At 54.2% G+C, this 12754-nt stretch carries 8 protein-coding genes; 2 read left to right on the top strand and 6 right to left on the bottom strand.

Annotation, left to right across the window (positions count from 1 at the left end):
- Positions 1 to 4: 4 nt before the first annotated feature.
- The 5 genes from nikB to H8790_RS02725 form a co-directional block, all read right to left on the bottom strand.
- The gene (gene nikB / locus H8790_RS02745) at positions 5 to 943 is read right to left on the bottom strand and encodes a nickel ABC transporter permease (RefSeq protein WP_187333496.1); all 939 of its coding nucleotides are present in this window, start codon (positions 941 to 943) and stop codon (positions 5 to 7) included.
- A 43-nt stretch (positions 944 to 986) separates the two neighbouring features.
- Positions 987 to 1808, bottom strand: coding sequence for a tetratricopeptide repeat protein (locus H8790_RS02740; RefSeq protein WP_187333495.1), 822 nt, complete (start codon positions 1806 to 1808; stop codon positions 987 to 989).
- A gap of 39 nt (positions 1809 to 1847) precedes the next feature.
- Complete coding sequence (locus H8790_RS02735; RefSeq protein ID WP_187333494.1) at positions 1848 to 3848, bottom strand: S9 family peptidase; 2001 nt, start codon at positions 3846 to 3848, stop codon at positions 1848 to 1850.
- 69 nt (positions 3849 to 3917) lie between these two features.
- On the bottom strand, positions 3918 to 4283 hold the full coding sequence (locus H8790_RS02730) for a Rid family hydrolase (protein ID WP_187333493.1): 366 nt from the start codon (positions 4281 to 4283) through the stop codon (positions 3918 to 3920).
- A gap of 24 nt (positions 4284 to 4307) precedes the next feature.
- Positions 4308 to 5888, bottom strand: a complete 1581-nt coding sequence (locus H8790_RS02725) for an ABC transporter substrate-binding protein (RefSeq protein ID WP_187333492.1) — start codon at positions 5886 to 5888, stop codon at positions 4308 to 4310.
- On the opposite strand from H8790_RS02725, the gene H8790_RS02720 reads away from it, so the two are divergent.
- On the top strand, positions 5867 to 6949 hold the full coding sequence (locus tag H8790_RS02720) for a LysR family transcriptional regulator (RefSeq protein ID WP_187333491.1): 1083 nt from the start codon (positions 5867 to 5869) through the stop codon (positions 6947 to 6949). The genes H8790_RS02725 and H8790_RS02720 overlap by 22 nt on opposite strands.
- Positions 6950 to 7369: 420 nt before the next feature.
- A complete protein-coding gene (locus H8790_RS02715) occupies positions 7370 to 9853 on the top strand; it encodes a response regulator (RefSeq protein WP_187333490.1) in 2484 nt (827 codons plus the stop codon).
- 82 nt (positions 9854 to 9935) lie between these two features.
- Here H8790_RS02715 and H8790_RS02710 read toward each other — a convergent pair whose 3' ends face one another.
- Positions 9936 to 12557 carry a DUF11 domain-containing protein gene (locus H8790_RS02710; RefSeq protein ID WP_187333489.1) on the bottom strand — a complete coding sequence of 874 codons (2622 nt, stop codon included), beginning with the start codon at positions 12555 to 12557 and terminating at the stop codon, positions 9936 to 9938.
- Positions 12558 to 12754: the final 197 nt, after the last annotated feature.

The following is a 12754-nucleotide window of genomic DNA, read 5'->3' as shown; positions in this document are numbered from 1 at the left end:
ATATTCACCTCGCGTTACTCAGACTCGTTTTCATCCTTGGGTCGATCAAGGCGTAGATAATATCCACCAGCAGATTGTTGACGCAGTAGATAAACGCAATCAGCAAAACGCCGCCCTGGACGACTGGATAATTGCTGGCGCGGATGGAGTCGACCATCAGCTTCCCAATGCCAGGAATGGCAAAAATGCTTTCAGTAATGACAGAGCCGCCCAACAGGATTCCGAATTGCAGCGCAATCGTTGTAATAATGGGGATGAGGGCATTTTGGAGCGCATGCCGCGTGATGATGACGAACTTTTTCTGGCCTTTTGCATGGGCAAAGTTGATGTAATCCTGATTGATTACCTCCAGCATGCTTGACCGCGTCATTCTGGCGATGATCGCCATGCACCCATACCCAATCGTCAACGCCGGCAAAATCAGTTGGGCTAACGTGCCGTATCCCGATATTGGCAGCCAGCCCAATTTCACGCCAAACAAAAGCATCAGCAGCAATCCCTGCCAGAAGTGGGGCATTGACACACCGCCCAGGGCAAAAATCATACACAGGTTATCAAAGATGGAGTTGTGCTTCACTGCAGCGATCACTCCAAACGTAACGCCCAGGACAATTGCAAGCGCAGCCGATACGCACGCCAGAGTCATCGTTTTGGGAAGACGCTCGATCAGCATTTCCGCAACCGGCCTTTTATTCAGGTAGGAAACGCCCAAGTTGCCATGCAGCAAATCCAAGACATAATTGCCATACCGAACCCAAAAGGGATCGTCCAGGCCCAACTCTTCATGAATCTGCGCAATCGCCTCGGGTGTTGCGGCCTCATCGCCCAGCATGATTTGAGCCGGGTCGCCAGGAGTAAAATAAAGCAGCGTGAAGATGATCAGTGTTACTCCCAAAAGCACGGGGATCAGCGCTATAAAGCGTTTAACAATGTACTTAACCATCGCGTCTTTCCTTTATCCTCCGCAACAGGATGTTGCAAACTATTTAAAAAAACCTCTTTGCCCAGGTGGCCTTGTCCAGCAAAGCCATCTTGTAGCCAAACGCGTGATGATCCTCATTCACCGCCAGGATTTCCTTCAGATATTCGACGGCCCGCTCATCGTCGCCGCTGATCCAGTGGCAGTAGACAACCGCTCCATACAGCTCCGTGATGATTCTCTTGGGCATGCTGCGATCGACCTCCCGGTCGAACTGGTCGATGCTGGTCTGGCCCGTATACAGAAGGCAGCGCTTGAGATACATGAGGTCGCCTTTCTCCACGGGCGTATCCGGGGTAATGTCAGCAATGGATTCCAGGGCCTTCTCCTTCTGTCCCATGTGCAGATACGCCATGAAGATCCAGTCTCGCTCCGGAGGGGTGTTGTTGGTGCCGTTTTTCAGGTGGCAGTCAATGCCGCGGTAAAAGCATTCGATGGCCTCTTCATACTGCTCCAGGAAATAGTGCGCCACGCCCCGGAAATGCCACTTCCACGCGTCCTTATCATCCAGGCGGGTAGAGAGGACCAGGTCGGCCAGGGCCTGCGGATAGCGGTCCTCAGAGAGGAATTTGCGGCCGCGGTTGTAGTACTGGTCACCGTTGAACGGCTGCAGGGCCAGCGCATTGGAAAAGCTTTCGATCGCCTGTTCAAAGTCCTCGTTAAAGTACAGAATTCCTCTGGAAACCCAGGCGATAAAATCCTTGGGATCCTTTTCCAGCGCTGCCTCCACCTCTTTCAGGATCTCCTCGTCCATGACGATCGGCCCACGGGTGGCACCGCCTTTTCTCATGAGTTTAAGCTGTCTTTCCTGGATTTTTTCGTGACTCATAATTTGGGTCCTCCTTATAGTTTTGTTATGTAGTAGGTTTTACTTTTCCATCAGATAACGGTCCATCCACTCTGAAAGCTCTTTGAGCCTGCGGATCCGGCTGCGGGGTGCGCCGGACCTTGACAGCTCGTGGGAGGAATGGCGAAAAAGGCACATTCTTGTCGGCACGCCTTTTATCTGCAGCGCAGCATACATCTGCATCGCGCCGCTGAGCGTACAGCGAAAGTCCTCAAATGAATGCAGGAACAGCGTCGGGGTTGTCACATTCATCGCGTACGTGTAAGGCGACTGGGCCCTCAGGCGCTCCTCATGGCTCCACGGCGTACCGCCGTAGACGCCGGGGGTTCCCCAGACACCGTAATCCGTTGCGCCGTAGTCGCCTGTTATATTTGATATGGAACGCATGGAAACGGCCGCATGGAAGCGGCGGGTATGGGTAATGCACCAATTGGTCAAGTAGCCCCCATATGATCCGCCCATCACGCCCAGCCGCTCCGGATCAATGGCCGGATACTGGTTTAATACGAAATCGGTCCATTCCATCACATCCATATAATCAGCCGTTCCCCGGCACGCCCGAATGTCAGCAAAAGCCTCCCCGTTTCCCGCCGAACCCCTTGGGTTGCAGAAAAACACAAAGTATCCCTTACCGGCCAGGTATTGCATCTCATGGAAAAACCCCGCTGTAAACGCGGCACGGGGCCCGCCGTGAATTTCCAAAATTCCGGGATAGGTCTTGGCAGGGTCATAGCCCACGGGCTCGATGACGAATCCGCTGATTAAAAATCCATCTGAATCCCTGAATTGATACTTGTGGGGACGGCTGACCGCCCTGTCCTCCAGCGCCTCCGTGTTGACCCGGCTCAGGCAATGCGCCCCGCCGGAATCGATTGCAAAAAGCTCCTGCAGCCCACCCGCCGCTCCGGTGGCCAATATAATGCCGTTTTTCACCGTCAGGCTGTCCGGGAGGAAGCTCTCCTCATTTAAGCGCTCCGGCTGGCGGCCTGGGCTCCAGCGGTTGAGGTAGGCCGCCGTGTCGCAGGTCGTTATGTAGTACAGGCATCCCCCGGACACCTGAAAGGTGGTTCCCGGTCCATACCGGCAGTCCGAGCAGGTTTTGCTTCCAAAATCCTCCCTGCTGTGGGTATGGCGCAGGCGCATCGCACCGCCGGCCAACGGCAACGTATATAAATTGTGATTGGGGAACGGGCCTTCTCCATTCCAGGGAAATGCCGCAACCACAAGCTCGTCCCCCAAAAAATCCAGCCCCATGATCTGATAGGAACCCGGCGTCAAAAGCGTTCTGGTTGTTCCCGACTCCGTATCATAGAGGTAAATACCGTGGGGACGAACATAGTAGCGGTTGTACTGGACGCCGCTGAACGCGATATACCGTCCATCTGGGCTGATCGCGGAAAAGGATGTTTCAAAATCCCGCTCCGTCAGCTCAGAGAGGAGCTCTTTCTCAGTGTCGTACAGATAAAGGGCATGCCTTTTTTTGTTGATGAATCCCCGCCCATCGGATAGGAACGGCAGTTCGTCACAGACCTCAAAGTCCTCCTCTTCCCTCCACTTTGCGAGCGCGGCGCTGCGCTCCTCCTCCGGCATGGCTTCAATATCCGGTCTGGCATTATCCCGAACGCATGATAAAAGGAGCAGCCCCGGCCGGACGGGGCGCGCCGCGGCACCCTTCAGTGGGACCCGGAAGGCCTCTTTCCTCACCTGCGTCTTCAGGTTCTGTTCCTCGAACACCGTAAGATAGCCGCCCTGACCGATATAGTCCCGATCCCGGCTGTCCCTGATGACCGGGAACAATATCCGATCCGAATTCAGATAGCAAAAGCTGCGTACCGACTCCGTCCCGGCAATCGGTGCGATCTTTTTGCTATCCCACGAATACTGCCACAGACCGCTGTCATAGCCGTTTGTGTCCTTTACTGCCTGCGACAGGCAAAAAACAGCGGAGGTTCCATCCGGCCCCAGTTCAAGGGCGGAAAAAAAACGATAGTTTAAAAAATCATCACATTGAACGGCCTGCATCCATCCTTGCCTCCTTATAGGAAGAGGCTGCCACAAGGCAAAGCCCTATAACAGCCTCTTCACATGTTTTTACACGGCTTTTTTTGCCGCCGTCATCACAATGCCAAGCAGAATGCCTTCAGGTAGGATCAGCCCGGTATGCGTCAATCTCGCAGGCTGAAACCCATCCTCCACCCACTCTGTCCATGCGTGGTTGAACTCTTCCAAGTCCGAGGAGTTGCGCAGAATGATTTCCGCCCGAAGCACATGGCATTTGTCCGAGCCATATTGCTCAAGCAGTTCATCATAGCGATGCAGCAGGGCGGTCGCCTGTTCGTACATCGTCATCTGGCGCTTTGCGGCATCGACAGGCGCATGGATTTCAAAATACAAAACGCCGTCATGTTCAACGATCCGGCTGGCCCGGCCGTGGGGCTCATGATGAATCACTTCCATTGCAAATTCTCTCCTCTGTCAACGTTATTCAACAAAATATACATTGTTATATTTCTGATAGTTGGTCGGCAGGACCAGATCAAAGCCGCGGATCTTGGCTGTGGTGGCCGTCATGGTCTTCATGTTGTAAAGGGGGATGTAAACCACACGGTCATACAGGTACTGCTGAATGTCGGCATAAAGCTCCATCCGCTTGGTGGTGTCGATCTCTTCCGCAGCTTCATCAAGCATGGCGTCCAGCTCAGGATCCACATAGTTGACACGGTTCCCGCCGGAGCCCACAAGATCGGAATACAGCTTTCCAAGGGTCTGATGAGGGTCACGGAGCGTACAAACCGTTGTCAGAATGGCCGCAGTCTGTTCACGCGCATTGAGCATGGGCGTATAGGCAGAGCTGTCCATCTCATTCAGCTTCACAGTGATGCCGCTCTCCGCCATCATATTCTGCAAAAATTCGCCCATCCGGCGGTTATCCGCGCTGGTATAGAAGGAGAGCTCCAATTCATAGCCATCGGGATATCCCGCTTCAGCCAGCAGCTGTTTGCTGAGCTCCGGATCGAACGCATATCCGCCGGTATCATAAGCGCCGGGAACTGTGGCGGGCAGATAATTGTCAAGCGGCTCCGCGGCATCAAGCAGGCAGACGGAGCAGAGCGTCTTATTATCAATGGAATGCGCAATCGCCTCCCGGAGCTTTGTATCCGCGATCTTGTCGAAATTCAAAGCAAGGTAGCTTGTATTCACACCAGAGCATGTCCAAAGCGTCAAATCCGGGTTGGCCTGGATGTCCTCCATAATGGTGCCGGACACTTCCTGAATGAGGTCAACGCCGCCCGCTTCCAGCTCCATCAGACGGGTGCTGACTTCAGGAATATAGCGGAAGTTAATCGTCTTCATTTTCGCAGGGCCGTCAAAATAGTCGTCGAACCGCTCAACGACAATATTTTCGCCCTCGTTCCACTCCGTGAGCTTAAACGGCCCCGTGCCATTTTCCACCAGGTCCAGATCCCCGGCGGCCAGATGCTCTTCATAGAAGGACTGCTGGAAAATACTCATCGTGGCATGGCAAAGTGTCGGCAAGAAGGGCGCAAACGGCTTGAGCGTTGCAAGCACAACCGTATAATCGTCCTCCACCACAAAATGCTCCGCATCAAACTGTGCCGCATTGCTTTTTGCACCCGGAGTCTCCATCAGGGTGGCAAGGCTGAATGCGACGTCGCTTGCCTTCAGCTCGTCGCCATTGTGGAATTTAACGCCCTTTCTGATGTGAAAACGATAAGTAGTGTCGCTCAGCTGTTCCCAGCTCTCCGCAAGCAGCGGGAGGATGGTGCCATCCTTATCCATGGTAACCAGCGTATCATAGAGGTTAACATGCAGCTGAGCGCCCGGAAGCTTGCTGTCGTTTCCGGGAAACATGGACTGAACCGCTCCATAACAGGCTACTACCATTTCATCTTTGCTGGAGACCACTTCTGATGCGTTTTCGTTACTTGTTTGGCCTTCGCTGCTTCCGGCCTCGTTCTGACCACAGCCCACAAGGGAAACCATCAGTGCAATTGCCAGACTCATGCATAGCAGTCTCAGTGATCGCGAATTTCTTTTCATGTCTAATCCTCCTTATAATAGCTTTGGTTTCAATACTGCATTTGGCTAATATTGATAAAAATATTATCACATTGCATAATTTTATTTGCAATGCTATAATTGCTATAACGGTCATAGATGCTTTCTATGGCGAAAGGAGGGCTCATATGACAATTGATCAGCTCCGTTATGTGGCGGAGATCGTAAGATGCAAATCATTCAACAAAGCTTCTGAAAATCTATATATTTCCCAGCCATCCCTCTCCGTCTCCATCCGAAAACTGGAAGAAGAGCTGGGCGAACCTTTGTTCATCAGAAACAGCAACGGAGTGATCCCCACTCCGTTTGGAATTGAACTGCTGCCGTTTATCCAGGATATCGTCAGCCTGTATGAGCAGATGCCGCTCCAGGTCTATGGCAAGGCCTCAAAAAACTATTTGAGAATCTCTGTTGCCAACGGCGAGTACCGCTTTTTTTCCGAATTGGCCGGCAGGCTCTATATGGCCCATAAGGAAGAGGGCATCCATATCGAGTTTCATGATGTGCCGCCGGAAGAGAGCCTTTCCATGGTTGTGGCGGGTACTGCGCAAATAGGCGGATTCACCATCTGGTCCTTCCAAAAAAAGACGATAGAAACACGGCTGAACCGAATGGGCATTCAGTTTGTCTCCCTTGGGTCCTGTTCCCCAACCGTTTCAATCGGTCCTAAAAATCCGCTGTGGGGGCGGAAGGAGGACTGGGTCACGTTGAATATGATCCAGGAATTCCCCATCATCTATTCTTTTTCCGAGCACTCCAATATGCTTCTCAAAAAGCTCGGCTTATACAACAAGGGCAACCTGATCACATGCAAGGAACGCGCCGGACGCGGTGAATTGCTGCTGCATACCGACGGCATCTCCGTTGGCGGCTTTCCCTCGCAGGTTTACCGAAAGGCCAGGCGCTATCCCGAACAGCGTATCTTTCAGTTGCGTGGGTATGATTTCAAAAATGAATTCGGGTATATCTATAACCAATCTTACGCACTTTCCCGTATTGCCCTGGAGTTCATTGACTACTTGGATGAACTGCTGTCCGACTGATTGCCCAGCCATTGTGCACAAGCAAGCCATGCCCCACGTCCCGCCGTGCGGGATACCGCATTGGGTGCATCTTTTTGCGTAAATTAGCAGTAACCAGATATCTCTTATTGTTTTATTCGACCTATTTCTTATTATTTGTCAAATAAATAACCTGGTTTCGGTCATAACGACAAAAATCGGCAAAATAGTTGAGTTTTTCCAAATGCTGGATTATACTAAAAGGGGCAAAATGAAAAACTTATATAAATGAGCTTGGAGTTGAGATGGAAGCACTCCTGGCTAAGGGAGTTTACATCAATGGATTATCGGAAAAAGAAAAAAAGTTTGGTAGAAATTGGAATGGCCATTGTCTGTTTACTGGCAATTTTACTGTCTGTGTTCAGCATATTTTCCACATACCACCTGCAGCAAACGGCCACTATGATCTACGCACATCCTTACACGGTTTCCAACGAATCCAGGGCCATGCGGTCCAGGCTGCTGGATATGCGTTCGTTCCTTCTCAACATCATCGCAGAGCCCAGCCAGGATGTGGACAGCGTGCAGCTGCTGCTCGAACAGCGCTATTCCATGCAGTATGACGCCATTGATGTAATCACCAGCCAGTATCTGGGGCCGGCTGAAGATACCGCAGCGCTTTTGGCGGCCATGCAGGCACTGGAAGCGGAGCAGACACAATCCCTTCCCAACGTCCTGCCCATGAATCCTGAAGAAACCGCGCGCTATGCGGAGCAGTATATTTACCCCAAGTATGACGCAGTGGATGAAGCCATCACCAAAATCATCGCCTTTGCCGATAATAAGGTCCAGGGGCTGGAACAGGAGTCGGCCGACACAGCAACAACAGCCATTTTGTCATCCGTTCTGCTCACCATTTTCCTCCCAGCATACTTTATGGTTGTATTTTGGCGGGAGCGGAAAAACATCCGTGAAGTCCGGTATCGGGAGCATTTATTCGACATCCTCTCTACTAACGTTGATGAGGTTTTTCTGATTTACAACCAGGGGAAGGGCGCACTGGAGTACGTCAGTGCCAACTGCAAGCGCGTATTGGGTTTGGAAGAGGAAGAATTCAGTGACAACACCAGCGTGCTGGTCGAGCGTGTCGTGGAGGAGGATCAGCCGGCATTTGAAGAATTCCTCTGCCCGACTGGCACCGAGCCCAGTAAAAGCAGCGTCCTGCGGATGCACTCCCCCAACGGTGAACTCCGCTGGATCCGGCTGCAGAGCTTTCCGGAACTCATCAATCAAAAGGCCGTCCGCTACATCCTCTCCATCTCTGACCAAACCGAGGAAATCCGCAGGGAGCAGGCGCTCCGGGACGCCCTCATCAATGCCCAGAACGCCAACGCGGCCAAGCAGAATTTCCTCTCCCGCATGAGCCATGAAATCCGCACCCCCATGAATGCCATCATCGGCATGACCACCATTGCCGCCGCATACATCGAAGACCGGCAGCGCGTGGAGGATTGCCTGGAAAAGATCGGTTACTCCTCCAAGCACTTGATGTCCCTCATCAATGACATACTGGATATGTCCAAAATTGACGAGGGCAAAATGACCATTGCCCACGAAGTCTTCAATCTGGAGAGCGTGGCAGAGTCCATCACCTCCATCATTTACCCCCAGGCGGAGGCAAAAGGCCTCGACTTCACCATGCCGCTCATTGACCTCACAGACACAGTTCTGATAGGAGACTCGCTGCGGCTGAATCAAATTCTCCTCAATCTCCTCTCCAACGCCCTCAAATTTACACCAAGCGGCGGTTCCGTCAAATTGGAAATCCGGCAGATTCAAAAAAAGAACGGGAGGGTCCGCCTCCGGTTTACGGTCAGCGACACCGGCATCGGTATGAGTGAGGAGTTCATGAACCGACTCTTCCTCCCCTTTGAGCAAGAGAGCAACACCACAAGCCAAAAGTACGGCGGCACCGGTTTGGGTATGTCCATCTGCAAGAACCTCGTCACACTGATGGGCGGAATCCTCACGGTAAAAAGCAAACCGGAGCAGGGCAGTACCTTTTCTGTTGAGTTAGACTTTGACGTTTCTGCTTCCGCTGAACATCCTGCCCTCCACAACCATCAGGTTTTGGAGGCTCTGAAGGTGTTGGTGGCGGATGACGATCGGGATTGCTGCATCCACACCTCGCTGCTGCTGGGCAACCTGGGTATTCTATCCAAATGGGTATTGACCGGAGCGGAGTGCGTGGAGGAGGTTCTCACTTCCCACAAGACCGGGGAGGACTATGACGTATGCCTTATCGACTGGAAGATGCCGGATATGGACGGCATCGAAGTGACCCGGCGGGTCCGGGAATATGTGGGGCCCGACACCACAATCATTATCATCACCGCCTATGACTGGAGTTCCATTGAGCAAAGCGCCAGGGAAGCCGGGGCGAACGCGTTCCTCTCCAAGCCCATCTTTGCCTCCACGCTCTACAATACCCTGCTGGCTGTGACCGGTATTGAAAAGGCAGTCCGATCCCAGGGGCATACCCGTCAGTGCCCAGCCCTGGTTGGCAAACGGGTTTTGCTGGCCGAGGACAACGAGCTCAACCGGGAGATTGCCGTGGAGCTGCTGAAAATGACTGGTATGGAAATTGACTGCGCAGGCAACGGGCAGGAGGCTGTGGAGCGCTTCCTCAGCAACAGCGATGCCTATGACCTGATCCTGATGGATGTCCAGATGCCTCTAATGGATGGTTATCAGGCCACGGAAGCCATCCGCAACACGGAAGCCGCCAAAGCGAAGACCATCCCAATCATCGCTATGACAGCCAACGCGTTTCACGAGGATGTGGTACGCGCCAGAGAGGCCGGCATGAATGAGCATTTGGCAAAGCCGATTGACCCTGACCGGCTTTACCAGGTAATTGAGCGTTCCATTGGTTCCCCGTCCTGATGATTTGACATGAAAAGCACACCCATCTATGATGGGTGTGCTTTTTCGCTGTTCTCCTGTATAAAAAGCTTCTCCTATCAGCCTATCTGCCGCCGCAATCGCTTTTTCTGGGCCTGCAGCAGGTGGAACCCCTTACCCACACGGCGACGGAATCCGTGTTGTTGGATGGGTTCGGGTCAGCAGTGGCGGAAGATACCTCGGCCGTGTTGCAGAAGCACTCCCCGACGCAAACGCTGACAAATCCAGCCACCAAAATGGAGACTGAGGCGCCTGCGGCAAGGGTGCCCACCGTATAGCTTCCCGTCCAGGGCCGCCACGTTTGGCAGTTGTCCACAGAATAAACTGCCATGCTCAGCTCCTTAGGCAGCAAATCTGTGATTACAACCTGATCTGCAGCCGCAGGGCCGGCGTTGGAGACGGTCAGGGTGAAGGTGACGTACCGGCCGCGGCACACGGGATTGGGGAACGCGGTTTTTTGAATGGAGAGATCCGCGCCGTTCAAGGTGACAGGCGTATCCACGGTAGCTGTGTTGTTACTGAGATCCGGGTCGGGTGTGGCACTTGTCGCCACCGCTGTATTGGCAATCGTACCGCGGGCTTCCTGGGGCACAGTACCGCGAATCAGGACGGTTCTGCTCTCCCCGGCGGCAAGCCGGCCGATGAGATAAGGGTTCGACCAGGGCCTCCAGGTCACGCCGCCGTCTGTGGAGAACTCCGCACCGGACAGCTGCACTTCGTCATAAAGTGTTACGCCATCCGCGGCGTCCGGGCCCTGGTTGGTGATCCCCACCGTATAGGTCAGCAGTTGTCCCGGGGAGACTGTGGCAGGCTGGGCGCTTTTGGTGACTGCGATATCCGCCGCCGCCCCAGTGGTGATCACATCAGTCGTATTTGTATCGGTGTTATTCGTTGGATCGGGATCCGGCGTGGTGCTGCTTACCACAGCGGTGTTGACTATGGTCCCCTCTGCCGCCGGACTGACCTGGCCGCGGAGCAGCACGGTGCGCATGCTGTTCGGAGCAAGGCTTCCCAAGGGAAGGGAGCCGGGCCAAGGCTGATAGGATGCACCGTTATTGATGGAGTATTCCACATTGGCCAGCGCAGCGGGCACGGCATCGGTCAAAAGCACATTATCCGCCGTGGAGGGCCCGGCGTTGGAGATCGTGAGGGTATAGGTCAGGAGGCTTCCAGGGGTTACCGGGCTGGGGCTGGCCGTTTTGACCACTGAAACGTCCGCCGATGCGCCGACCTGCACCGGAACATCGTTGGAGACCACGTTGAACTCCCCTGGGATGCCGCCCTCCACCGGGGTATATTCATAGCGGATGTTGGCGCGGTTCAGTGTGGGGTTAGGGTTTGGAATCTCCGTTACAGTGGCTGAGAAGCCGACGGTGACGGTTCCGCCGCCGGGCACGTTCGGCAATACGAATCCTGCATTGGGATCGGCCACTGGGACTGGCGCGCCGTTGATTGTAACGCTTCCAGGGACAAAGGCGAGCCCACCCGGTACGGTGTCCTGGAAAAATACGCTGGTGAGCGGGCTTTCGCAGGTATTGGTCAGCGTCACCGTATATCGGACCGTATCCCCTACGTTGGCGGTGCTGCGGTCCACGGTTTTCACCGGGAGAAAGACGGGCTCTTGAATTTCCTGAAAGGAGACGTCGTCGATGGCATAGTCATTGCCGATCACCTCCGGGCCCTCGCTCAGGAACTCTACAGTCAGGCTGGTATTATTCCGGGAGTTGATGACGCTTCCGATCTGCTTCCATTCTGGCGCATTGGTATTGACAGGGATCAGGATACCCAAGGTCGCGCTGTAGAGGACTGCACCGTTTTGATCCAGGATGACCACGCCCAGCTCCGGGTTGGGGTAGCCCACCACTTTAAAGAGGTTCAGGATCCACGCGCTGAACAGGTAATTCGTGTTGGGCTGTACCGGAACCTCAGCCTGGAAAAAGATTGCCCCGGGGTTAAAGCCGTTGACGATCATCATCCGGCCGGTCTCGTTGCCAGTGGTGTGATCTGCAATGCGCCACCACGCGCCGATCACCTCGCTCAGGGCGTTGTTCATGATGTTCTGCACCGTATACTCTCCGCCGGCGGGCGTGTAGACATCGGGGTTTGGCAGCACATAGGTGAAGTCCGGAGTCACGTCGGGGTAGGGCTCCACCGGGACGCCTGTATTGGCCGGCGTTCCCTGGGGAAAGGAACCGAATGTGCCGTTGTCCGCGGCCCGGATCAGATTTTCGCCGGAGATGACGGCGCAGGGGTCCAGGATGGCCTGGATGGGGGTATAGATGACCGGACCGTTATAGAAGTTCTGATTGGTCAGGTCCGCGCCGGTCACGGTGACTAACAGTGTATCCGGCGTGACGGAATCCAGATTGGTGGAGCCGGGCGGTGGATTGCCTGCCACGGTGATTGGAGGATTGACCCCCTGGGGGATGCTTCCCGCCGCAGCGGAGGAGAAGTCTCCCGGTGTAGGGACCCCGCCGGATGCGCCATAGGACTCCACGATCCGATAGCTGCCGTTGGGCACGTTGAGAAAGGTATAATTGCCGGCGGCATCCGTCAGCACGGTGAGCCGCGCGGTTGTGCTGATATTTTGAAGTACGACCGGGATATTGGCAAGGCCGGAATCGCCGCCTGAGACCGTAGCGCTTCGATCCCTGTCGAAGACGACGCGGCCCGATATCGTTGCCATAGTGTTTGCACCTCTCGATCTAAAATAAACGCCGCCAAAGCGAGTGGCGACGGAAAACGGTTCTGGACGGCAGGCTGTAAGACTGCCGGGGGTCGCCCCTTATACAATATATGCTTTTTTTACTCAGCGGGCACATATGGAAAGTATGCCTGTTCTTTATTTCATTCGGGCAGGCAATTCAAAGTCCGCTGCCTGTG

Source organism: Oscillibacter hominis, assembly GCF_014334055.1.
Taxonomy (GTDB): Bacteria; Bacillota; Clostridia; order Oscillospirales; family Oscillospiraceae; genus Oscillibacter; species Oscillibacter hominis.
The sequence above is the reverse complement of the archived record's forward strand: the minus strand, read 5'-3'. Positions and strand labels throughout refer to the sequence as shown.